This is a genomic window from Oleispirillum naphthae (assembly GCA_027864655.1).
GTDB lineage: Bacteria > Pseudomonadota > Alphaproteobacteria > Rhodospirillales > Rhodospirillaceae > Oleispirillum > Oleispirillum naphthae.
This window is the reverse complement of record JAQAZG010000007.1, coordinates 96,311-118,095: the sequence shown is the minus strand read 5'-3', so window position 1 is coordinate 118,095 and position 21,785 is coordinate 96,311. Positions and strand designations below refer to the sequence as shown.

General features: G+C 68.6%; 19 protein-coding genes and 1 riboswitch. Of the genes, 7 read left to right on the top strand and 12 right to left on the bottom strand.

Translation table 11 applies throughout. From position 1 onward, the window contains the following. Positions 1–17 precede the first annotated feature (17 nt). The gene (locus O7R11_RS09430) at positions 18–1,385 is read right to left on the bottom strand and encodes a M48 family metalloprotease (protein ID WP_337997256.1); all 1,368 of its coding nucleotides are present in this window, start codon (positions 1,383–1,385) and stop codon (positions 18–20) included. Between O7R11_RS09430 and O7R11_RS09425 the strand changes: the two genes are divergently transcribed. Next, complete coding sequence (locus O7R11_RS09425; protein ID WP_337997255.1) at positions 1,384–2,808, top strand: gamma-glutamyltransferase; 1,425 nt, start codon at positions 1,384–1,386, stop codon at positions 2,806–2,808. The two genes, O7R11_RS09430 and O7R11_RS09425, sit on opposite strands and share 2 nt — an antisense overlap. After that, the gene (locus O7R11_RS09420) at positions 2,805–3,962 is read left to right on the top strand and encodes a pyridoxal phosphate-dependent aminotransferase (protein WP_337997254.1); all 1,158 of its coding nucleotides are present in this window, start codon (positions 2,805–2,807) and stop codon (positions 3,960–3,962) included. Before O7R11_RS09425 ends, O7R11_RS09420 begins: the two co-directional genes overlap by 4 nt. 15 nt (positions 3,963–3,977) lie before the next feature. Here the strand turns inward: O7R11_RS09420 and O7R11_RS09415 are convergent, their stop codons facing one another. The 6 genes from O7R11_RS09415 to ruvX all read right to left on the bottom strand — a co-directional run bounded on the left by O7R11_RS09415 (position 3,978) and on the right by ruvX (position 9,768). Then, positions 3,978–5,243 carry an NAD(P)/FAD-dependent oxidoreductase gene (locus O7R11_RS09415; protein WP_337997253.1) on the bottom strand — a complete coding sequence of 422 codons (1,266 nt, stop codon included), beginning with the start codon at positions 5,241–5,243 and terminating at the stop codon, positions 3,978–3,980. A gap of 37 nt (positions 5,244–5,280) precedes the next feature. Further along, the gene (locus O7R11_RS09410; RefSeq protein ID WP_337997252.1) at positions 5,281–6,027 is read right to left on the bottom strand and encodes an amino acid ABC transporter ATP-binding protein; all 747 of its coding nucleotides are present in this window, start codon (positions 6,025–6,027) and stop codon (positions 5,281–5,283) included. A gap of 3 nt (positions 6,028–6,030) precedes the next feature. Next, entirely contained in the window at positions 6,031–6,681 is a 651-nt protein-coding gene (locus O7R11_RS09405; RefSeq protein WP_337997251.1) for an amino acid ABC transporter permease, read from the bottom strand. A gap of 69 nt (positions 6,682–6,750) precedes the next feature. Beyond that, positions 6,751–7,497 carry an ABC transporter substrate-binding protein gene (locus O7R11_RS09400; RefSeq protein WP_337997250.1) on the bottom strand — a complete coding sequence of 249 codons (747 nt, stop codon included), beginning with the start codon at positions 7,495–7,497 and terminating at the stop codon, positions 6,751–6,753. Positions 7,498–7,779: 282 nt separating this feature from the next. Further along, positions 7,780–9,057 (bottom strand): nucleoside recognition domain-containing protein, encoded by a 1,278-nt coding sequence (locus O7R11_RS09395; protein WP_337997249.1) that lies wholly within the window; start codon positions 9,055–9,057, stop codon positions 7,780–7,782. A gap of 243 nt (positions 9,058–9,300) precedes the next feature. Then, a complete protein-coding gene (gene ruvX / locus O7R11_RS09390) occupies positions 9,301–9,768 on the bottom strand; it encodes a Holliday junction resolvase RuvX (RefSeq protein WP_337997248.1) in 468 nt (155 codons plus the stop codon). 111 nt (positions 9,769–9,879) lie between these two features. Here ruvX and gatC point away from each other — a divergent pair, with 111 nt between their 5' ends. The 3 genes from gatC to gatB are packed head-to-tail and all read left to right on the top strand — an operon-like array spanning position 9,880 to position 13,123. Beyond that, the gene (gene gatC / locus O7R11_RS09385) at positions 9,880–10,167 is read left to right on the top strand and encodes an Asp-tRNA(Asn)/Glu-tRNA(Gln) amidotransferase subunit GatC (RefSeq protein WP_337997247.1); all 288 of its coding nucleotides are present in this window, start codon (positions 9,880–9,882) and stop codon (positions 10,165–10,167) included. 6 nt (positions 10,168–10,173) lie between these two features. After that, entirely contained in the window at positions 10,174–11,664 is a 1,491-nt protein-coding gene (gene gatA, locus O7R11_RS09380) for an Asp-tRNA(Asn)/Glu-tRNA(Gln) amidotransferase subunit GatA (protein ID WP_337997246.1), read from the top strand. A gap of 1 nt (position 11,665) precedes the next feature. Further along, positions 11,666–13,123, top strand: coding sequence for an Asp-tRNA(Asn)/Glu-tRNA(Gln) amidotransferase subunit GatB (gene gatB, locus O7R11_RS09375; protein ID WP_337997245.1), 1,458 nt, complete (start codon positions 11,666–11,668; stop codon positions 13,121–13,123). Positions 13,124–13,374: 251 nt separating this feature from the next. On the opposite strand, the gene O7R11_RS09370 is transcribed toward gatB, so the two are convergent. Beyond that, a complete protein-coding gene (locus O7R11_RS09370) occupies positions 13,375–13,863 on the bottom strand; it encodes a hypothetical protein (protein ID WP_337997244.1) in 489 nt (162 codons plus the stop codon). A 187-nt stretch (positions 13,864–14,050) separates the two neighbouring features. Then, positions 14,051–14,139: riboswitch (glycine riboswitch) on the top strand. A gap of 179 nt (positions 14,140–14,318) precedes the next feature. Here O7R11_RS09370 and O7R11_RS09365 point away from each other — a divergent pair. Then, complete coding sequence (locus O7R11_RS09365) at positions 14,319–15,674, top strand: L-serine ammonia-lyase (RefSeq protein ID WP_337997243.1); 1,356 nt, start codon at positions 14,319–14,321, stop codon at positions 15,672–15,674. Here the strand turns inward: O7R11_RS09365 and O7R11_RS09360 are convergent, their stop codons facing one another. From O7R11_RS09360 to O7R11_RS09345, 4 genes are all read right to left on the bottom strand, one after another. Continuing rightward, on the bottom strand, positions 15,675–16,091 hold the full coding sequence (locus tag O7R11_RS09360) for a hypothetical protein (protein WP_337997242.1): 417 nt from the start codon (positions 16,089–16,091) through the stop codon (positions 15,675–15,677). Beyond that, the gene (locus O7R11_RS09355; protein WP_337997241.1) at positions 16,085–16,621 is read right to left on the bottom strand and encodes a lipocalin family protein; all 537 of its coding nucleotides are present in this window, start codon (positions 16,619–16,621) and stop codon (positions 16,085–16,087) included. Before O7R11_RS09355 ends, O7R11_RS09360 begins: the two co-directional genes overlap by 7 nt. Next, positions 16,618–16,956, bottom strand: coding sequence for a DMT family transporter (locus tag O7R11_RS09350; protein WP_337997240.1), 339 nt, complete (start codon positions 16,954–16,956; stop codon positions 16,618–16,620). The genes O7R11_RS09355 and O7R11_RS09350 overlap by 4 nt, the downstream gene beginning before the upstream one ends. Positions 16,957–17,071: 115 nt before the next feature. Beyond that, a complete protein-coding gene (locus tag O7R11_RS09345; RefSeq protein ID WP_420792982.1) occupies positions 17,072–19,768 on the bottom strand; it encodes an Rne/Rng family ribonuclease in 2,697 nt (898 codons plus the stop codon). 669 nt (positions 19,769–20,437) lie between these two features. Between O7R11_RS09345 and O7R11_RS09340 the strand changes: the two genes are divergently transcribed. Beyond that, positions 20,438–21,709: an N-acetylmuramoyl-L-alanine amidase gene (locus tag O7R11_RS09340; protein ID WP_337997238.1), complete on the top strand. Its 1,272-nt coding sequence runs from the start codon at positions 20,438–20,440 to the stop codon at positions 21,707–21,709. The last annotated feature ends 76 nt before the right edge of the window (positions 21,710–21,785 follow it).

The following is a 21,785-nucleotide window of genomic DNA, read 5'->3' as shown; positions in this document are numbered from 1 at the left end:
GTCCTTGACTGGGGTTGCTATTTTTTCTTCTTCGCAATGTCGATCAGGCGTTCGGCTTCCGCCTTGATGTCTTCGGCGCGCAGGCGGGCGGGCGACCCGGCGGGCAGGCCCTGAAGCGCCTTGTCGGCGTGGAAGCGCGCCTCGGCGTTGCGGCCGGTGCGCAGCGCGTACTCGGCCATCGCGTAGGAGGCGGTGGCTTCCTCGCCGCCGCGGCCGCGCGCGATCGCCAGTTGCTTCCAATAAGAGGGGGTTTCCGGCTCGTCGCGCAAGGCCTGCTCCAGGGCTTTTTCCGCCTCCTTGAGATCGGCGACGCCGCCGCGGGCGATCAGCGCGCGGGCGAGGCCGAGCTGCAGCGGCGCGTCGTGCGGCGAGGCGCGCACGCTCGCACGGTAGGGCGGAATGCTGTCCTCCACGTCGCCCGCCTCGAACAGCACCTGGCCCTTGAGTTCGAGGAAGTAGGGGTCGCCCGGAATGTCCTTGAGCAGGCCGTCGATCATCTTCACCGCCGCGTCGGTGTCGGCCTGGCGGTAGAGGGCGATGGCGCGGCCGTAGCGGCCGGGAATGCCGGTGTCGCTTTCCGGATAGCGCTGCAGGGTGCGCGCCGGGCTTTCCAGGAAGCCGAACAGCTTGGCGCGCAGCCGCGCGTAGGCGACCCTCCACGCTGCGGGCATGCCGCTCTCGGAGATGCCCGCGGTCTTCACGTGGTTCTCGATGAAGGCGACGCGGTCGCGGGTCAGCGGGTGGGTGCGCAGATAGGGGTCCTGCCGTGCGGTGATCAGGAGTTCCTGGTTCTCCAGGATGCGCATGAACTTCAGCAGCCCGGCGCAGGAGATGCCCACCTTGTCCATGAATTCGGTGGCGGACTGGTCGGCCTGGCTTTCCTCGCTGCGGGAGAACGCCATGAGGTTCTCCACCATGCCGCTCTGCACCCCCAGCGCGACCCCGGCGAAGGCGTCGCCGCGCCCGGTGGCGAGCGCCGCGGCGGCGCCGGCAAGATAGGAGAGCCAAAGGTTCCGTTGCGTCGCCTCGATCTGCTGTTCGCGCAGGATCACGTGGCCGCCGACGATGTGGCCGAATTCGTGGGCCATCACCCCGACCACCTCGGAAGGGTCCTCCGCCCGCATCAGAAGCCCGGTGTGCAGGAAGAGATTCATCCCGTGGGTGACGAAGGCGTTGAGCGAGGCATCCTTGACCAGATGGATCTTAAGTCCCGTGGGGTCGAGGTCGGCTGCGCGCAGCAGTGGCGCGGCGAACGCGTGAATGGTATTTTCGATTTCCGAATCGCGGATCAGCGAAATCCTGCCCGCGGCGCGCGCGTCCTCCGCGGTTCCCACCGCCGCAGACGCCCCCATCGCCAACGCCAGAAACACAGCCGGAAGTCTCATGCGCACCTTGTCCACCTACCAGAAGATCGCCGCTCAGCGCCGCGCCGCAAAGGCTACCCTTACCCGGGATCGCGGTCAAACGGCGCTTGCGCGCGGCGCCGCACTCGCCGCCTGTCTGGCGCTCGCCGCCTGCGGCGCGGAAAAACCGGCGGAGGGGGTGATCGGCTACGTCGCCGGCTTCGCCGGCTTCGTCTCCGCCGAGGAACCGCGCGCCGTGCTGGTGGGCGAGGACATCCTCTCCGCCGGCGGCACCGCGGCGGACGCCGCCACCGCCATGGCCGCGACGCTCACCGTCACCCTGCCCAGCCGCGCCGGGTGGATGGGCGGCGGCGTCTGCCTCTCCCGCATGCCCAAGGACAAGTCGGTGCAGTCCTTCGTCTTCCTGCCGCAACCGCTGCCCGGCGGCGGTTTCGCGCCCGGTTTGCCGCGCGGCCTCTATGCGCTGCACGCCGCCTCCGGCGCGCTGCGCTGGGAGACCATCCTCGCCCCGGCGGAAAACCTCGCCCGCTTCGGCACGCCGGTTTCCCGCGCGCTCGCCAAGGACATCGCGGCGCTGGGCTCCCCCGCCGCGCTCGGCGAGGGGGTGCGGACGATCTTCACCCGCAAGGACGGGGCGCTGCTGCGCGAGGGCGACAGCCTGTTGCAGTTGCGCGCCTCCACCCTGATGACCTCGTTGCGGATGAAGGGCGTGGGCGAGGCCTACGGCGGGGCGCTCGGCAGGCTGATCGCCGCGGCGATGCCGGAGCGCGCCGAGGAACGCCGCGCCATGCTGCGCGACTACCGCGTCACCAAGCCCGCCCCGGTGACCGCCGAGGTGGGCAACGAGATCGCCTATTTCCCGTCCGCGCCGTTCGCCGGACCGCGCGCCGCGCAGGCGTGGATCGCCGCGGGCGAGGCGGAAAACGCCAAACCCGCGCGCATCGCCGGGGCGGAGCCTGCGATCTCCGGTTATGGCTCCACCGGCTTCGTGGTGGTGGACCGCGGCGGCATGACCGTGGCTTGTGCGCTGTCCATGGGGCAGCTCTTTGGCGCGGGCCAGACCCTGGGCGACACCGGGTTGCTCGCCTATTCGCCGCTGGACGGCGGCGACCTCGATGCCGACGCGATGCTGCCGATGCTCGCGGGCAACAAGTATGTCCACGACCTGCGCATCGCCGCGGTGGGCGCAGGCGCGACGGCGGTGCCCGACGTGCTGGACTTCGCGGCGCGCGCCCGCTTCGGCAATGAGAACGCGCATGCCGCCTCCGCCGCCGTGGCGGCGGCGGGCGATGCGGCCAGCCGCGTCACCGGGGTGAGCTGCCCCGACGGCGCGCCTTCGCACGTCGCCAACTGCACCCTCGCGCTGGACCCGCGCGGCGCCGGGGTTTCCCGCGCCGTCGGGCGCGACCTCAACGCCTCCGGCGCGAAGGTTCAGTTCCAATGACCCTGAAGATCAGCGACCGGGGTCGGGTTCCGCCGTTTCTGGTGATGGAGGTGCTGCGCGCCGCCTCGGAGCGGGAAATCCGCGGCGGCAGCGTGCTGCACATGGAGATCGGTCAGCCCTCCCTCGGCCTGCCCGCGGGCGCGGCGGCGGCGGTGGCGCACGAGGTGGCCGGCGGCGACCCCATGGGCTACACCGTGGCCCAGGGCATCCCCGCCCTGCGCCGCCGCATCGCGCGCCATGCGCATGCCGTCTATGGCGTCGAGGTGCCGGTGGAGCGGGTGTTCTGCACCATGGGTTCCTCCGCGGCGTTTCTCATCGCCTTCCTCACCGCGTTCGCGCCGGGCGACCGCGTCGGCCTGGCCGCGCCGGGGTATCCCGCCTACCGCCACATTCTCAAGGCGGTGGGGGTGGAGCCGGTGCTGCTGCCGGTGGGGGCGGAGACCCGCTTCCAGCCGACCATAGAGATGATCGAAGGGCTCGGCCTCGACGGCCTGATCGTCGCCAGCCCCTCCAACCCGACCGGATCGATGCTGCCGCCCGAGGCGTTGCAGGCGCTTGCCGAATACTGCCACGGCGCGGGCATCCGCCTGATCTCCGACGAGATCTACCACGGCATCACCTACGGCATGACCGCGGCCACGGCGGCGGCGTTCAGCCCTTCGGCGGTGGTGATCAACAGCTTTTCCAAATACTACTGCATGACCGGCTGGCGACTCGGCTGGCTGGTGCTGCCGGAGGACATGATGCGCCCGGTGGAGTGCCTGGCGCAGAATCTCTTCATCTCGCCGCCGACGATCTCGCAGATCGCCGCGGTGCGGACCTTCGATCATCTGGAGGAGCTGGACGCCATCGTGCGCGGCTATGCGCGCAACCGCGATCTCCTGGTGCACGGGCTGGCCGGTCTCGGCATCGACAAGGTGGCGCCGCCGGACGGCGCGTTCTACGTCTACGCCGACGTCTCCCACCTCGGGCCGGACAGCCGCGAACTCTGCCGCCGCATGCTGGACGAGACGGGAGTCGCCGTCGCGCCGGGCTGGGACTTCGACCCGGCGGACGGCGGCCGCTTCGTGCGCTTCTCCTACTCCGGCTCCACCGCCACGGTGATCACCGCGATCGAGCGCCTGCGCGACTGGCTGCCGAAACGCAATGCCTGAGGCAGCCCGGCCCCCTTATTTCTCCAGAGAATCGCGGAGACGGTAGTACTCGATCGCCATGCTCGCATAGATCGGGTGCAGGTCGTGGACCGGCAGCGGCCGGATGGTGCGGAAGGTCAGCGGCAGCGGCGTCTGCGGGTCGAGAATGTGCGCGCCGATCGCCTGGCCCATCGCGGTGCCGAGGGCGACGCCGCGGCCGTTGTAGCCGAGCGCGATGGTCATATCCGGCGCCGGGCGGTGCAGGCGCGGCATGTGGTCCCAGGTCATCGCGACGCGGCCGCTCCAGTAATAGTCGAGCGGCGTCCCCGCGGTTTCGGGGAAGAACGCCTTGAGGTCGGCGACCATGCGGCGGTAGTCGGCGAGTTCCTTCGGTTCGGAGAAGGTGCCGCGGCCGCCCAGCATCAGGCGGTTGCCCGGACCGATGCGCATGTAGTTGGCGATGCGCCGGGTATCCGAAATCGCCACGCTTCCCGGCAGGATGCGCTGCAACTGCTCCTCGGAGAGCGGCGCGGTGGCGATCTGGAAGGACGAGGCGGGAATCACCGTGCCCTTGAGCTTCGGCCACAGGCGGCCGGTGTAGCCGTTGGTGCCGATGACCACGTGCCCGGCGTCGATGCGCGCGCCGTTGGCGGTGACGAGCAGCCAACGCCCGTTGCTGCGCTTCAGCGAGGCGACCTCGCTGCCGCCGTGCACCTGCGCGCCGAGGGAGAGCGCGGCGCGGGCGAGGCCGTAGCTGTAGTTGAGGGGGTGCAGGGTTCCGGCGCGGCGGTCGATCCAGCCGCCCACGTAGCGGCCGGTGCCGGTGAGGCGCCGTATGCCCGCGGCGTCGAGCATTTCCACGTCGGCTCCGTGCGCCTTCCACTGCGCGACGCGGCGTTCCAGCATCGGCAGGTGGGAGGTCTTGAGCGTGCCCTGAATCCAGCCGCCGCGCGTGGCGGCGCAGTCGATGCCGTATTTCTCGATCAGCGCGAACACCACGTCGGCGGTCTTGCCCGCGAACTCGGTGGCGGCCGCGCCGTAGAGCTTGTCCAGTTCGTCCGGGTCGTGCTTCAGCCCCGGGATGACCTGGCCGCCGTTGCGGCCGCTCGCGCCGAAGCCCGGGCCGCCGCTGTCCAGCACGATCACCGAGGCGCCGCCCTCCGCCAGCTTGATCGCCGCGCCGAGGCCGGTGACCCCCGCGCCGATCACGGCGACGTCTGCGGTGTGCGCACCGGCGATGGGGGGAGTCTCGGGCGCCGGATGCGCGGTGGCGGCCCAGATGGAGGCGACGGGATGCGACATGATGGAATGGTCCTTCCGTTCCGTGAAGGTCCGGTCGTCAGGCCGGATCGGTGACGCGCCGCAGGAAGTCCTGCGTGCGCTCGTTCTTGGGATTGCGCAGGATGTCGGCGGGGCCTTCCTCGGCGATGCGGCCGCCGTCGAGGAACAGCACCCAGTCGGCGACCTCGCGCGCGAACTGGATTTCGTGGGTGACGATCAGCATCGTCATGTTTTCCTCGGCGAGGGAGCGCATCACCCGCAGCACCTCGCCCACCATTTCCGGGTCGAGGGCGCTGGTCGGCTCGTCGAAGAGAATCGCCTCCGGCCGCATCGCCAGCGCCCGCGCGATGGCGACGCGCTGCTGCTGCCCGCCGGAGAGCGCGGCAGGGTAGGCGTCCATCTTGTCGGACAGGCCGACGCGGGTGAGCAGCGAAACGGCGCGGGCGCGCACCTCCGCCGGTTTCTCCTTGAGCACGAACACCGGCCCTTCCATGACGTTTTCCAGCGCGGTGCGGTGGGGGAACAGGTTGAACCGCTGGAACACCATGGCGACGCGGGTGCGCACCTCGTGGATGTCGGGGGAGGAGACGTCGATGCGCAGGCCGTCGATGGTGATCTCGCCGCCCTGGTAGTCCTCCAGCCCGTTGACGCAGCGCAGCAGCGTGGACTTGCCCGCCCCCGAGGGGCCGATCAGGCAGACCACCTGGCCGCGCCGCACCCTGGCGGTGATGCCGCCGAGCACCTCGTGCCCGCCGAAGGATTTGCGCACGTCCTTGAAGGCGATCATCGTGTCGTCGAAAACCATGGTTCAGGCCTTTCCCATGCGTTTTTCCACGCGGTGCAGGATGAAGTTGAGCGGGATCGTCAGGCAGAGGTAGAGCAGCGCCACCATGGTGAACACGGTCATGTTGTCGAAGGTGGAAGAGGCGAGCACCTTGCCCTGCATCGACAGCTCGGCCACCGAGATCACCGAGACCTGCGAGGAGTCCTTGAGCAGCATCACGATGTTGTTGCCGTAGGGCGGCAGCACGATCTTGAACGCCTGGGGCAGCACCACGCGGCGCATCGTCAGCGAGCGGTCCATGCCGATGGACTTGGCCGCCTCGATCTGGCCGCGGTCCACCGCCTCGATCCCGGCGCGGAAGGTCTCGCCGATGTAGCAGGAATAGGTGATCGCCAGGCCGACGATGCCCGCCTGCAGCGCGGTGAGGTCGATGCCGATGTCGGGCATGACGAAGTAGATGTAGAACAGCACCACGAGGATCGGGATGCCGCGCAGGAACTCGATGAGGATGCGGGTGGGCGTGGCGAGGGCGGGAATGCCCGAGGTGCGCAGCAGCGCCCAGAGCAGGCCCAGCGCGCTGGCGAGGATGAGGGCGAGGACGGTGACCAGGATGGTCAGCCACAGCCCGTTCAGCAGGATCGGCAGGTATTCTGCGCCGTGCGTGAAAAGCTTCATGTGCGCGCGTTCCTCGTCGCTTTCTGGGGCGGAACGGAAGGACCGGCGCAGGCGCGCCGGTCCCCGGTCTCAGAGGCCGTATTTGGCGAAGATCTTCTTGATCTCGCCCGAGGCCTTGAGCTTGGCGATGGCGGCGTTGACCTTGGCGAGCAGGGCCGGATTCTCCTTGGACACGGCAAGCGCCACGTCGCCCAGGTTGGCCGGCTTGTAGCCCGGCACCAGGCGCACCCCGAGGTCCGGATTCTTGGCGATCTGGTAGGCGACGATCGGCGCATCGCCGATGCCCGCCTTGATGCGGCCGAGCTTGACGTCGCGCATGATATCGACGATCGAGTCGTACTGCTTGATCTCCTTGAACCCGCCGACCTTCTTCAGCACGTCGGCGAAGATGGTGCCGACCTGGGCGCCGACCACCTCGCCCTTGAGATCGGTGAGCGCGTAGTCCTTCTTGTCCTTGGCGGAGACGAACAGACCGTCGCCGTAGCTGTAGACCACGTCGGTGAAGTCGATGATCTGCCTGCGCGCATCGGTGGCCAGCATGCCCGCCGAGATCAGGTCGATCTTGCCGGTGGACAGCGCGGGAACCAGGGCGGAGAAGGCGGTGATCTCGAACGACGGCGTGGCGCCGATCTCCTTGGCGATGGCGGCGGCGAGATCCACCATCGCGCCGGTGGGCTTCTGCGTGGCGGTATCGACGAAGGTGAACGGCACGCCGGTGGTGGTGACGCCCACCTTGACGCTGTCCTGGGCGGCGGCCGGGGAAGCCAGGCCGAGCATGGCGGCGGCGGCGAGGGCGGCGAGGGACTTCAGGAACATGGGACCTCCTTGCAACGCGTTGCGGAACATGGACCGGGCTGCGCCACAGCAGGCGAAACCGGTGCGGAGACGATCGGGAAAAACGCTCGAAGGTGGGGCGAAGGCGCCCGCGGGGTATCCACACGCCTGTATGCAATCACCGCGCCAAACGCCGGGGGCCGGAATCTGCCCCTTTTTTGTGTTTTTCGCCCGGGTGTTTAAAATTTGCCCACATAAACGGCATAACGCGCTCAGATTTTAAACTGAGCGCGTTCGCGTCGGCGGAAGATGTGCCCGGGAGCGCTAACCGTACATCAGGCTGCAGATGAACGCCGCGGCGGCGATGCCCGCGGCGTCGGCGGTCAGAGCCGCCCACAGGGCGTGGCGCATGCGCTTGACCTGCACCGCGCCGAAATAGACGGCGATGACGTAAAAGGTGGTCTCCGTCGAGCCCTGTAGGGTGGAGACGAGATAACCCACGTAGCTGTCCGGCCCGAGGCTCGGGTCGTTGAGGACCGCCGCCAGGATGCCGTAGGCGCCGGAGCCGGAAAGCGGCCGCAGCAACGCCATCGGGAGGGCCTCGGTGGGCAGACCGATGTGCGCGGTGAGGCGGCCCAAGGGCGCGAGCAGCATCTCCATCGCGCCGCTGGCGCGGAACATCGCCACCGCGGCAAGAATGGCGACGAGGAACGGAATGATCCGCACCGCCACCGAAAAACCCTCCTTCGCGCCCTCGACGAAGGTTTCGTACACCGGCACCTTCTTCGCGAACCCGTAGCCGAGGAAGGCGACGGCCAGCCCCGGCACGATCCACGGCGCGATCGCCTTGCCCCAGAACACCGTCACCGGCACCAGCGCGGCGACGCAGGCGAGCGCCAGCGCCGAAACCCACAGCGGATAGGCCCCGCTCTCCTCGTTTGCCGAGGCTTCGCCCGCTGCGTCGTCCGGCAGGCCGGGCACCGACCGACCGCCCGCGAAGAAGCGGGCGTAAAGCTTTGCACCCAAAATCGCGACGGTGGTGGAGCAGATGGTGGCGAACAGCGTGGTCGGCACGATCCCCGCCGGGTCGGCGGAGCCCGCCGCGGCGCGCAGGGCGATCACCCCGGTGGGCAGCAGGGTGACGGAAGAGGTGTTGATCGCCAGAAACAGCGCCATCGCGTTGGTGGCGGTGCCCTTTTCCGGATTCAGCCGGTCGAGCTGCTGCATCGCGCGGATGCCGAAGGGCGTCGCCGCGTTGCCCAGGCCGAGCGCGTTGGCCGACAAATTCATGATCATCGCGCCCATCGCCGGGTGGTCGGCGGGCACGTCGGGGAACAGGCGCACCATCAGCGGACGCAGGGTCTTGGCCACCACGGCGAGCAGGCCGCCCGCCTCCGCCACCTTCATCAGCCCGAGGAACAGCGCCATCACGCCGATCAGGCCGATCGCCAGAGTCACCGCGCCCGCCGCGCCCTCGATCATGCCGGACCCCAGAACCTCCATCGGCGAGGAGCCGGACGCCATGCCCGCAGGCGCCATCACCTGGCGCACCCCCGCCACCGCGAAGGAAAGAGCGATAATCGTGAAAAAGATGCCGTTCACGGGATGTCTCCCAGGGATTCAGGGCTCATCCGTTTCTAGCAGAAACCGACAGTCCCTGGAAAAACAAAAACTTTCCGGAGGGACTCGGTCCCTCCGCGCCTCCCGTAACTTTGGTTTTTGCGCGAAGCGCCATAAGACCGTGCGTGTGGCCGGTACGGGCTTATCCCGCTTCGCGGAAAACCAGTTATGGGGTCAAGGGGCCTTCCGGCCCCTTGCGGGTCCGGGCAGCGCCCGGCCTGGTTTTTACAACGCCCGCAGCCGGTCGAGCGCGCCCTGGAGGATGAAGGCGGCGGCGGATTTGTCCACCACCTGTTTGCGGCGGGCGCGGGAGAGGTCGGCCTCGCCGATGAGGATGCGTTCCACCGCCACGGTGGAGAGGCGTTCGTCCCAGAAGGCGGTGGGCACGTCCCAGGTTTCGGCGATGCGCGCGGCGAAGGCGCGGGTGAGGCGGACGCGTTCGCCCTCCTGTCCGTCCATTTGCAGGGGCAGGCCGTAGACCACGCCCACCGCCTCGCGCGAGCGGGCGGCGGCGAGCAGGGCGGCGAGGTCCTTTTCCCGCGATTTGCGTTGGATCAGGAGGAGGGGGGAGGCGATGGCGCGGGTGACGTCGGAGGCGGCGACGCCGATGGTCTTTTCCCCCAGGTCGATGCCGAGGACCGCGCCGAAGGCGGGCAGCGCGGCGGCGAAATCCTCGATGCGGGCGCAGATCACGGCAAATTCCTCTCGGTCATGGGCGCACGGGATTGCGCGGGGGCGTTGCGTTTGGTAAGCCAGTGCCGGGCGCATCGTGCGCTCACGACCACCATTGGAGACAGATATCCCATGTCGCTGGACAAGGCCACTGTCAGAAAAATCGGATTTCTGGCGCGATTGGAGATTCCCGAGGAAGACCTGGAGGGTCTCGCCCATGAACTGAACGGCATTCTGGGCTGGGTGGAACAATTGCAACAGGTGAATACCGAGGGTGTCGCGCCCCTGGCTTCGGTCTCCGAGACCAGGCTCTACTGGCGCGACGACGTGGTGACCGACGGCGCCATGCCGGAGAAGGTTCTCGCCAACGCGCCGGATGGCCTGGACGGCTATTTCCTGGTGCCGAAGGTGGTGGAGTAAGCCGAGATGACCGATTTGACTTCCCTGACCCTGGCCGAGGCCCGCGACGGACTGGCCAAGGGCGAATTCACCTCCGTCGAGTTGACCGGGGCGTGCCTCGCCGCGATGGAGGCGAGGAAGGATCTCAACGCCTTCATCGTCACCTGCCCGGAGATCGCGCTGGACCGCGCCGAGGCGTCGGACGCGCGCCGCGCCAAGGGCGAGGCGCTGGGGCCGATGGACGGCGCGCCGGTGGCGATCAAGGACCTGTTCTGCACCGAGGGGGTGCAGACCACCGCCGCCTCGAAGATTTTGCAGGGCTTCAAGCCGCAGTACGAATCCACCGTCTCCGCCAGGCTGAAGGCGGGCGGCGCGGTGATGCTGGGCAAGACCAACCTGGACGAGTTCGCCATGGGCTCGGCCAACATCACCTCCGCCTACGGCAACGTGGTAAGCCCCTGGCAGGCGGAAGACGACGCCGCGCCGCTGGTGCCCGGCGGCTCCTCCGGCGGGTCCGCCGCGGCGGTGGCGGCGCGGATGTGCCTCGCCGCCACCGGCACCGATACCGGCGGCTCGATCCGCCAGCCCGCGGCCTTCACCGGCATCGTCGGGCTGAAGCCCACCTACGGGCGCTGCTCGCGCTGGGGCATCGTCGCCTTCGCCTCGTCGCTCGACCAGGCCGGGCCGATGACCCGCAGCGTGCGCGACGCGGCGATCATGCTCGGCCAGATGGCGGGCTTCGACGCAAAGGACAGCACCTCCGCCAACGTGGCGCTGCCCGATTTCGAAAAGGCGCTCACCGGCGACATCCGGGGCCTCAAGGTCGGCGTGCCGAAGGAGTACCGGCCGATCGGCCTCGCCACCGAGATCGCCGCGCTGTGGGACCAGGGCATCACCTGGCTCAAGGACGCGGGGGCCGAGGTGGTGGAGATTTCCCTGCCGCACACCGACAAGGCGCTGGCCACCTATTACATCATCGCCCCGGCGGAGGCCTCCTCCAACCTCGCGCGGTACGACGGCGTGCGCTACGGCCTGCGGGTGGAGAACGGCGGCAACCTCGACGAGATGTACATGAAGACCCGCGCCGCGGGCTTCGGCAAGGAGGTGAAGCGCCGCATCCTGATCGGCACCTACGTGCTCTCCGCCGGGTACTACGACGCCTATTACCTCAAGGCGCAGAAGGTGCGCGCGCTGATCGCCAACGACTTCCGCGAGGCGTTCAAGCAGGTGGACGTGATCCTCACCCCCACCGCGCCGTCGGACCCCTTCCCCATCGAAGGGGGGGCGAAGGTGGACCCGATCACCATGTACCTCAACGACGTGTTCACCGTGCCCGCGTCTCTGGCCGGTTTGCCCGCGCTGTCGCTGCCGGGCGGGCTGTCGCAGCGGGGGCTGCCGCTCGGCCTGCAGCTGATCGGCCGTCCGTTCGATGAGGAGACCGTGCTGCGCGCCGCGCAGGCGATGGAAGCCGCGGCAGGTTTTACCGCCGTGCCGACACTGCTGCGGGAGGGCAAGTGAGATGAGCAGCTATATCATCGAAGGCGAAACCGGCCCGTGGGAAGTGGTGATCGGCCTGGAGGTGCATGCCCAGGTGATCTCCGCGGCGAAGCTCTTCTCCGGCGCGTCCGCCACCTTCGGCGGCGACCCCAACACCCATGTCGCGTTTCTCGACTGCGGCATGCCCGGCATGCTGCCGGTGATCAACGCGGAATGCGTCCGCCAGGCGGTGAAGACCGGCCTCGGCCTCAATGCGCAGATCAACCGCCGCTCGGTGTTCGACCGTAAGAACTACTTCTATGCCGACCTGCCGCTCGGCTACCAGATCAGCCAGTTCGCCCACCCCATCGTCGGCGAGGGCACGGTCATCCTCGACATGAAGGACGGCACCAGCAGGGAAGTCGGCATCGAGCGCCTGCACCTGGAGATCGACGCGGGCAAGTCGCTGCACGACCAGCACCCCAGCAAGTCGTTCATCGACCTCAACCGCGCGGGCGTGGCGCTGATGGAGATCGTCTCCAAGCCCGACATGCGCAGCCCGGAGGAAGCGGGGGCCTACCTCAAGAAGCTGCGCGCCATTCTGCGCTACCTCGAAACCTGCGACGGCAACATGGAGGAAGGCTCGATGCGGGCCGACGTCAACGTTTCCGTCCGCCACCCCGGCGAGCCGCTGCGCACCCGCTGCGAGATCAAGAACGTCAACTCGGTGCGCTTCGTCATGCAGGCCATCGAGTACGAGGCGGCGCGTCACGTCGAGGTCTATGAGCAGGGCGGCATCATCGAACAGGAGACCCGCCTGTTCGACAGCGCCAAGGGCACGACGCGGCCGATGCGCTCCAAGGAATTCGCCCACGACTACCGCTATTTCCCGGACCCGGACCTGCTGCCGCTGGAGTTCACGCAGGAATTCGTGGACGAGATCAAGGCGGGCCTGCCGGAGCTGCCGGACGCCAAGAAGGCGCGCTTCATCGGCGATTACGGCCTCACCCCCTACGACGCCGGGGTGCTGGTGGCGGAGAAGGAAACCGCCGCCTACTTCGAGGCCGCGGCGGAAGGCCACGACGCGAAGGCGGTGGCGAACTGGGTGATGGGCGACCTCTTCGCCGCGCTCAACCGCACCGGCAAGAGCATCGCCGAAAGCCCGGTTGCGCCGGAGAACATCGGCAGGCTGGTGGACCTGATCAAGGACGGCACGATCTCCGGGCGCATCGCCAAGGACGTGTTCGAGATCATGGTGGAAACCGGCGGCGAACCGGGCAGGATCGTCGAGGAGAAGGGCCTGAAGCAGGTCACCGATACCGGCGCGATCGAAAAGGTGGTGGACGAGGTGATCGCCGCCAACCCGGACAAGGCGGCCGAGGTTAAGGCGGGCAAGGAGAAGCTTCTGGGCTGGTTCGTCGGCCAGGCGATGAAGGCCTCCCAGGGCAAGGCCAACCCCGGCATCCTCAACGAGATGATCCGCAAAAAGCTGCTGGGCTGACCCAGCCGCAGACGGACACACGAAAGGCCGGGGCGAAAGCTCCGGCTTTTTGCTTGGCGGGAAAAACCAGGCCGGGCTCTGCCCAGGCATGCAAGGGGCAGGAGGGCCCCTTGACCCCATGACTTGGTTTTTGTGCGAAGCGCGAGAGAGTCGCACGCGGCGTGGGGGTCGGTTGCCGCTGCGCGGCGAAAAAAGTAGGGGGAGGCGCGGAGGGTCCGCGACCCTCCGCGAAGTTTTGGTTTTTTCGGCAGTTAACGCGTGACGGCGACCGGGGCGGTTTGCAGGACCTGGGTGAACGTCAATGTGCCGGACGAGGCGTCGATCGCGTAGACGGCGGTGCTGACCGGGCAGGTCGCGGCGCGTTGCGCCGGTGCGGCGGATTTGGTGAGGGTCACCTCCTTCAGCTTGGCGTAGGCGGTGGTCAGACCGGCGATCTGGGTGAGGGTTTCGGGAATCTTGGTGTCGGTCTTCTGGCCGATCTGGGTGATCGTGCCGTCCTTGAAGGCGATGTTGAGTTCCGCCGAGCCGTAGCCGGAATTCAGGCTGACCGAGCGCGGACGCGCCGGCATGGACATGACGGTGAGCGTCTGTTTGCAATCCGCCTCGGTGGCGACGACGAGGAAGGGCGCGGTTTCCCAATAGGTGAGGCCGCCCTCGCGCGGCGTCTCGTGGAAACCGTATCCCGCGCATCCCGCCAATCCGCAACACGCCACCACGACCCCTATCGCCTCATGCCGCATCACGGCCTCCATTGTTTCCGGGGAAGGAAATGCAACCTAAGCACATGAGGATGAACTATAGACCCGTTTTTCGGGCAAAACCATGGTGACGGGGGAGTCCCCGGCCTTCCATTCGTTGGCAAAACCAGGCTGAGGCCCTTCTCTCCGCAAAGTTTTTGTCTTCCCGCCGCGGAAAACGTATCCTGGCATGGTCGATACGGGAGAGAGCGGCCATGCGCCGCCGCCGAAGGAGCAACCGCCCCGGAAACTCTCAGGCAAAAGGACCGTATCGCGGCGAACTTCTGGAGAGCGGCATGCGCATTGGCGCGGGTGCCCGCCGAAGGCTTAACGAGCTCAGGCAAACCGACAGAAGGGGCACAGGATCAACCGTCTTTTTTCCGGGGTGTGCCATGACATCAGACACGCGGAGTCCCGGGCGTGCCTCCTCCCGCGGCGTGAATGCGCGCGCCGCGCGGATGGGTGCGCTCAGCGTCACCGACCTTTACACCATCGGCATCGGGCCTTCGAGTTCCCACACCGTGGGGCCGATGCGCGCGGCGCGGGCGTTCGCGCGGGAGGTGGCCGCCCTACCGGGGGCGGCGGTGGTTTCCCTCGGCTGTACGCTGTTCGGCTCGCTTGCGCTCACCGGCAAGGGCCACGGCACCGACGGTGCGGTGATTCTCGGCCTGATGGGCGAAACGCCGGAAGGGGTGGACCCCGATGCGGCGCCGGGGATTCTCGCCCGCGTGGCGGCGGCGGGGCGGCTCTCCCTCTGCGGCGGCGCGGAGGTGGCTTTCGCGCCGGAGCGGGACATCGTGTTCCGCCGCGACGCGTTCCACCCCGGCCATGCCAACACCCTGGCCTTCCGCGCCGAACGCGCGGACGGCGAGGCGGTGGAGCGGGTCTATCACTCCATCGGCGGCGGCGCGGTTCTCGCCGCGGGGGCGCAGCCGCCGGACCATCAGACGGTTCTGCCGCACGTGTTTTCCTCCGCCGCCGAAATGCTGGCGGAGGGGGAGCGCAGCGGTCTTTCCATCGCCGGGCTGATGGCGGCGAACGAGGATTCCTTCCGCCCGCGTGCCGAGACCGAGGCGTTTCTCGATGCGGTGCACCGGGCGATGTCGGCGTGCATCGAGCGCGGTTGCCGCGCCGAGGGGGAACTGCCCGGCGGGTTGCGGGTGCGGCGGCGGGCGAGGCGCATGTTCGAGGCGCTCTCCGGCCTCAATTCCGGCGAGCCGCAGGCGATGTTCGAGTGGGTGAGCCTGTGGGCGCTGGCGGTCAACGAGGAGAACGCGGCGGGCGGCCGCGTCGTCACCGCGCCGACCAACGGCGCGGCGGGCGTTCTCCCCGCGGTGATGCGCTATTACGAGCGCACCGTGCCCGGCGCGGATGCGGCGGGCATCCGCACCTTTCTGCTCACCGCCGCGGCGGTGGGCTTCCTCTACAAGAAGCGCGCCTCCATCTCCGCCGCGGAGATGGGCTGCCAGGGGGAGGTGGGGGTGGCGTGCTCGATGGCCGCCGCCGCCCTGTGCGCGGTGCTCGGCGGCAGCAACGCGCAGATCGAGAACGCGGCGGAGATCGGCATGGAGCACAACCTCGGGCTCACCTGCGACCCGATCGGCGGGCTGGTGCAGATTCCCTGCATCGAGCGCAACACCATGGGCGCGGTGAAGGCGATCAACGCGGCGTATCTGGCGCTGAGCGGCGACGGCACGCACGTCGTCTCCCTCGATGCGGTGATCGAGACGATGCGCCAGACCGGCCGCGACATGCGCAAGAAATACAAGGAGACCGGCCTCGGCGGGCTGGCCGCCAACGTCGTGGAGTGCTGATCAGCGCGGCGGCGGGGCGAACTTGCGGGCGTAGCGGCCGCAGGTGCGGGAATCGCCGTCGCGGCTGGCCGAGGTGATGATGCCCTTGGCGTCGCTGGTGATGCGGATGGTGCAGTGGCGCTCGCGGAACCAGGCGGGCGCGGCGATGCAGTGCGTCGCCGCGATGCCGCCGCCGTAGCGGTCGCCGCAGGAATCGGCCACCGGTGGGGTTTCCCCCACCTCGCCGGTGGTCCAGATGTAGACGTCCCTGCCGTCGAGCTTCTTGAGTGCGTTGGGGAAGCCGAGGATGCGCATCGCGTCCTCGCGGTGGCGGCCTTCCAGCCCCGAGAGGCCCGCATCGAGGCGCGAGAAGTCGGCGCACGCGGCGAGCCCCACGGCGAGGCAGGCGAGGGGAAGAAGGCGGCGCAGGCTCAGCATGGCGGCAGCTCCCGTTCGACCAGGATCAGGCCTTCGGTGGGGAAGCCGCGTTCGCGGGCGCGCGCGATCAGGCGGTCGCGCACGCCTTCGTCGAGCGCCGGGTCGCGGGCGAGAATCCACAGGTAGTCGCGGCTCGGCCCGGCGACCGCGGCCCAGGCGTAGGCCTCCTTGTCCAGTTCGAACACCGTGTAGCCGCCGTAGAACGGGCCGAAGAAGCTGACCGCGAGGTGGGCGGTGGCCGGGTCGGCCATGAACTTGGCGCGGCCCACCGCCTCCCGCCAGGCGCATTTCTGGGGGTCGAAGCCGCGGTTGACCACCTTGATGCTGCCGTCCGGGTTGCGCGAATAGGCGGCGGTGACGGCGATCAGGCCGCGCTCGAAGCGGTGGTCGAGGCGGGCGACCTCGTGCCATGTGCCGAGGTAGCGGTCGGCCTCGAAGCCGGTGACCGGGGCGACGCCTTCCGGGCTGCCGGTGCAGGCGGAGAGCAGCGGGGAGAGGCAGGCGAGGAGGGGGGCGAGCAGGCGCTTCATCCGTGGCCCCCCATGCGGGAAAAGGCGTTGAGGGTGACCACGCCGGAAACGATGAGGGCGATGCCCGCAATGCCGGGCAGGTCCACCGGCTCGCCGTAGAACACGACGCCGAGCAGGGCGATGACCACGATGCCCACCCCGGCCCACACCGCATAGACGAAGCCGACCGGCAGGCTGCGGATGCTCAGCGTCATGAAGTAGACCGCGGCGACGTAGCCCGCGGCGACCAAAAGGCTGGGCAGCGGGCGGGTGAAGCCGTGGGTGAGCTTGAGGCAGGCGGTGCCCGCCACCTCGCAGACGATGGCGAGAGCCAGGTAGAGATGCGCCAGGGTCATGGGAACCTCGAATGCATGCCTTCGTCTAGATCGGACCGCGCCGCCGCCGTTGCAAGGCGCAAACGGAAAGGGCGGCGGATCATCCGCCGCCCTTCGTTCTTTCGCCAAGCCGCGCTCAGCGGCTCCACCAGCCCTTGCGCGGCGGGGAAGCCGGGGTTTCCGGCGCGGCCTCCGCCACCGGCTCCGGCGCGGCCACCGGCGCAACTGCCGGTTCGGGCGCGGCTTCCGGCTCCGGCTCCGGCGCGGCCACCGGCACGGGGGTGGGCTCCGGCTCCGGCGCGGCTTCCGCCACCGCCACAGGGGCGGGTTCCGGTTCGGGCGCGGCGGGCGCTTCCTCCTCGGCCACCGAGATCGGGATCACCGTGGTCTCGCCGGGGGCCGTCTCCGCCGCCTTCGCCTTTTTCGCGGCGGGCTTGCGGGTGCGCTTCGGCTTCGGTTTCTCGGCTTCCGCCTCCGGCGCGGCCTCGGCGGCGGGCGCGGTTTCCTCCGCCTTCGCCTTCTTTGCGGCGGGCTTGCGGGTGCGCTTCGGCTTCGGCTTTTCGGCCTCCGCCTCCGGCGCGGCCTCGGCGGCAGGCGTTTCCGGCGCGGCTTCCGCCTCCACGGCTTCCGGCGCGGCTTCCGCCTCCACGGCTTCCGGCACGGCCGCATCCACGATCAGGGCGACGGTGTCGGTGTCCTCGGCGGCGGCATCGTCGGAGAGGATGTCGTTGACCTCTTCCACCGTCAGGTTCTGCTGGTTGGGCGCGCGGTTGCGGCGGCGGCCCCCGCGGCGGCCGCGGCGGCGCGACTTTTTCAACTGTTCGCCGTTTTCGCCTTCCGGCGCTGCGGGCAGGGGTTCCGCCGCATCCGCCTCGTCGTCGGAGACCGCCACGGTGCCGTTCTCGTTGACCGCGAGGGCGGAGGAGGAGGAGGCCTCGCTTTCGCCGCCTTCGCCCGCCGGGCGCTTGCTGCGGCGCTTGCGGCGGCGGCGCTTCTTCTTCGCGCCGTCCTTCTGCGCGTCATCGGAGGCGGACGGAGCGGCGCCGTCTTCCTCTTCGTCGTCGTCGTCGTCGTCCTCTTCTTCCTCGTCCTCTTCCTCCGGCAACTCGTCGTCGGCTTCCACCGGCTGCGGCTCGGACGGCGCCGGGATCAGCGCGTCGCTCTCCGCCTTGGTCAGCGCGCGCAGGCGGTCCAGCGTCACCTCGCCCAGGATCATCGTCTCGGAACCGTTGACCGTCACCGAGAAGCCGTAGCGCGCTTCGATTTCCGCCAGCGCCGCGCGCTTCTGGTTGAGAATGTAGAGCGCCACGGCGATCGGCACCGTCACCGCGATCTCGGCGGAGCGGCGGCGCACGCCTTCCTCCTCGATGACGCGCAGGATGCGCACCACCTCGGATTCCGTCGAGCGGATCATCCCCGAGCCCTTGCAGTGCGGGCAGACCACGTAGGAGTTTTCGACGAAGCTCGGGCGCAGGCGCTGGCGCGACAGCTCCATCAGGCCGAACGGGCTGATCCGCCCCACCTGGATGCGGGCGCGGTCGGAGCGCAGGGCCTCCTTCAGCCGGCGTTCCACCGCCGCGTTGTTCTTCGAGTCCTCCATGTCGATGTAGTCGATCACCACCAGGCCGGCGAGGTCGCGCAGGCGCAACTGGCGGGCGATCTCGTCCGAGGCTTCGAGGTTGGTCTTGAGCGCGGTTTCCTCGATGTTGCGTTCCCGCGTCGAGCGCCCGGAGTTGACGTCGATGGAGACCAGGGCCTCGGTCGGGTTGATCACGATGTAGCCGCCGGACTTCAGCGTCACCTGGATGTTGTGCAGCGCCTCCAGCTGGCTTTCCACCTGATAGCGGTGGAACAGCGGCATGATGTGGCTGTCCTTGTAGGGCTGCACCTTCTTGGCGTGGGAGGGGGTGAGCGCCTTCATGAAGTCCTTGGCGATGCGGTAGCCCTCGTCGCCTTCCACCAGAACTTCCTCGATGTCGCGGGCGTAGACGTCGCGGATCGCCCGCTTGATCAGCGTCGCTTCCTCATAGACCAGCGCCGGGGCGCGGGATTCCAGGGTCAGGGTGCGGATCGCGCTCCAGGTGCGCAGCAGGTATTCGTAGTCGCGCTTGATCTCCGCCTTGGAGCGCTCCGAACCCGCGGTGCGCACGATCACCGCCATGCCGTCCGGGATGTCGAGGACGCTCATCATGTCCTTGAGGCGGCGGCGGTCGGTGGCCGAGGTGATCTTGCGCGAAACCCCGCCGCCGCGCGGCGTGTTGGGCATCAATACGCAATAGCGCCCGGCGAGCGACAGGTAGGTGGTGAGCGCCGCGCCCTTGTTGCCGCGCTCCTCCTTGACCACCTGCACCAGCAGAATCTGGCGGCGCTTGATGACTTCCTGGATCTTGTACTGGCGATAGGGCCTCTGCCGCTCGCGCGAGGCGGAGGCTTCGTCCGCGTCGTCTCCGCCCAGGTGCTCCACCGTCTGCGCCGCTTCTTCCGCGTCGTCCTCGGTTTCGGCGCCGTCCGGCGCATCGGAGGGCGCGGACTCCGCCTCGTGCAACTCCTCGTGCGGCCGCGATGCCTCTTCGGCGATCAGGCGCTGCCGGTCGGCGACGGGAATCTGGTAGTAGTCGGGGTGAACCTCGCTGAACGCCAGGAAGCCGTGACGGTTCCCGCCGTAATCGACGAAAGCGGCTTGCAGGGAGGGTTCGACCCGGACGACTTTGGCGAGGTAGACGTTTCCTTTTATCTGGTGCTTCGTCGAGGTCTCGACGTCGAATTCCTCAAGCCGCGTTCCATTCATGACGACCACACGCGTCTCTTCCGGATGCGTGGCGTCGATCAACATGCGTTTGACCATTAAGGGGGATGCTCCAAGACTGTACGCCGCCGCAGGCCGCCTTCGGCGGCGCGGCGCGTGTGTATTCGTTTCCAAAGGATATGCCGGTCATGGACAGGCGTTGGGTGTCCGGTCGCGTCGAGGCCAGCGAAAAAGCCGAGTGAATCGGTTGAGGTTTGGCGATCGACATTCTGGTCCCGGCAAATCGGTTCATGCGTTCCATGTGCGCGGCGGAAGCGTCGGAAGCTCCGCGCGGCCGGGGCGAAAACCCCGGATGCGCGCCGTCCGCTTCCGCGGCGGTCCATTCCGTTCCAGAATTTGGCTAACGCCTTGAATTCGTGGCCGGTTCATCGCTTCCGGAAAATCCGGAGCGGCAACCGGGAATGAAACCGCGCCGCGCGGACGGTTGACTTCGCAACCTGCGCCGCGCCGAAAGATAGCCTTGAAACCGTGTCAGGACAATGGCGCAATTGCATTCATAGAATTTCTTTCATGAAAACCCGGTGACTCCAGGCGTGTGGCCGGACCACCACGCAGAGGTAAAAAAAGCCCGCATACTGCAACGAAGGTTGCATCGCGACTCGGCATTTTATAATACTTTAGAAAGCTGGAGAACGACCTCGGGTTAGCTTTTCGGTCTAACTGCTTGTCCCGGCGATGAAAGACATGAAGGAACGTATGCCTCCGCACCGCCGCACCGCCGCACCGCCGCAGGCCGTCCCGCGCGGGCCGCAGGTGTCGCGCCGCGCCTTTGCCCTTGCCGGGCTGGGCGCCGGGGCGTTTTCCCTTCTCGGCGCGCCGCTCGCCCGCGCGCTCGCGCCGATCGCGGTGTCCGGGGTGCGCCTGGGCGGCGGCGCGGAGGCGACGCGCCTCGTCCTCGACCTTGCCGCTTCGCCGTCGCACAGCTCCTTCAACCTCGCCGACCCGTACCGCATCGTCTTCGATTTTCCCGATCTCGACTGGCATGTCGCGGCGGAGCGCATGCCCGCGCCCACCGGCCTGATCCGCGGTCTGCGCGCAGGCCTCTTCCGCCCCGGCACCTTCCGCCTGGTGCTCGACCTTTCCGGCCCCGCCGAGATCGCGCGCACCCTCAGCCTGCCGCCGCAGAGCGGTTACGGCTGGCGCTTCGTCGTCGATCTGCGTCCCACCTCGCGCGACGCCTTCATGACGCGGCTCGGCCGCGACCCCGGCGCGCCGCAGGCGGCCAAGGCCTCCGAACCCGCGGTCAACGGGCGCGAGCGCCGTGCCGGCGGCGCGAAGCCGGTGATCGTGATCGATCCCGGCCACGGCGGCGTCGATCCCGGCGCGATCGGCGTGAACGGCGTCTACGAGAAGCACATCACCCTGGCCATGGCGCGGCAGCTCAAGGCGCGGCTGGAGAAGGGCGGGCGCTATGCCGTGGCGCTCACCCGCGACCGCGACATCTTCATCCCCCTGCGCGAGCGCGTCGCCATCGCGCGCCGCGCGCACGGCGATTTGTTCATCTCCCTGCATGCCGACAGCAACCCCAACCGCAGCACCCGCGGCCTTTCCATCTACACCCTGTCGGAGCGCGCTTCGGACAAGGAGGCGGGACTGCTCGCCGACAAGGAAAACAAGGCGGACATCATCTCCGGCATGGACTTCTCCGAGGAGAGCCCGGAGGTTACCGGCATTCTCATCGACCTGGCGCAGCGCGAATCGATGAACCTCTCCGCACAGTTCGCCGCCCTTTCGGTGGGCGAGCTGCGCCGCCAGGTGCGCACGCTGGACAACACCCACCGCTTCGCCGGGTTCGCGGTGCTCAAGGCCCCCGACATTCCCTCGGTGCTTCTGGAGATGGGCTATCTTTCCAATTCCGAGGAAGTCCGCCTGCTGCAGCAGGCGGGCTACCGCGACCGGCTGGCCGGGTCGATGGCGCACGCCGTGGACCGCTACTTCGACCAGGCGCAGAGCGCGCAGCGGCCGTGAGACCCTCCGGGCGGGGGTGGCGTTTTCCGGGGAAATCGCGTATGTGATGGGGGCGTCCCGCCATCCGGCGGGTTTG

Bases quoted from the DNA above. Each gene is read 5' to 3' on its own strand.
- O7R11_RS09425 (WP_337997255.1), top strand. From the start codon at position 1,384: ATGCGCACCTTGTCCACCTACCAGAAGATCGCCGCTCAGCGCCGCGCC.
- O7R11_RS09430 (WP_337997256.1), bottom strand. From the start codon at position 1,385: ATGAGACTTCCGGCTGTGTTTCTGGCGTTGGCGATGGGGGCGTCTGCG.
- O7R11_RS09420 (WP_337997254.1), top strand. From the start codon at position 2,805: ATGACCCTGAAGATCAGCGACCGGGGTCGGGTTCCGCCGTTTCTGGTG.
- O7R11_RS09415 (WP_337997253.1), bottom strand. From the start codon at position 5,243: ATGTCGCATCCCGTCGCCTCCATCTGGGCCGCCACCGCGCATCCGGCG.
- O7R11_RS09410 (WP_337997252.1), bottom strand. From the start codon at position 6,027: ATGGTTTTCGACGACACGATGATCGCCTTCAAGGACGTGCGCAAATCC.
- O7R11_RS09405 (WP_337997251.1), bottom strand. From the start codon at position 6,681: ATGAAGCTTTTCACGCACGGCGCAGAATACCTGCCGATCCTGCTGAAC.
- O7R11_RS09400 (WP_337997250.1), bottom strand. From the start codon at position 7,497: ATGTTCCTGAAGTCCCTCGCCGCCCTCGCCGCCGCCGCCATGCTCGGC.
- gatC (WP_337997247.1), top strand. From the start codon at position 9,880: ATGTCGCTGGACAAGGCCACTGTCAGAAAAATCGGATTTCTGGCGCGA.
- gatA (WP_337997246.1), top strand. From the start codon at position 10,174: ATGACCGATTTGACTTCCCTGACCCTGGCCGAGGCCCGCGACGGACTG.
- gatB (WP_337997245.1), top strand. From the start codon at position 11,666: ATGAGCAGCTATATCATCGAAGGCGAAACCGGCCCGTGGGAAGTGGTG.
- O7R11_RS09370 (WP_337997244.1), bottom strand. From the start codon at position 13,863: ATGCGGCATGAGGCGATAGGGGTCGTGGTGGCGTGTTGCGGATTGGCG.
- O7R11_RS09365 (WP_337997243.1), top strand. From the start codon at position 14,319: ATGGGTGCGCTCAGCGTCACCGACCTTTACACCATCGGCATCGGGCCT.
- O7R11_RS09360 (WP_337997242.1), bottom strand. From the start codon at position 16,091: ATGCTGAGCCTGCGCCGCCTTCTTCCCCTCGCCTGCCTCGCCGTGGGG.
- O7R11_RS09355 (WP_337997241.1), bottom strand. From the start codon at position 16,621: ATGAAGCGCCTGCTCGCCCCCCTCCTCGCCTGCCTCTCCCCGCTGCTC.
- O7R11_RS09350 (WP_337997240.1), bottom strand. From the start codon at position 16,956: ATGACCCTGGCGCATCTCTACCTGGCTCTCGCCATCGTCTGCGAGGTG.
- O7R11_RS09345 (WP_420792982.1), bottom strand. From the start codon at position 19,768: ATGTTGATCGACGCCACGCATCCGGAAGAGACGCGTGTGGTCGTCATG.
- O7R11_RS09340 (WP_337997238.1), top strand. From the start codon at position 20,438: ATGCCTCCGCACCGCCGCACCGCCGCACCGCCGCAGGCCGTCCCGCGC.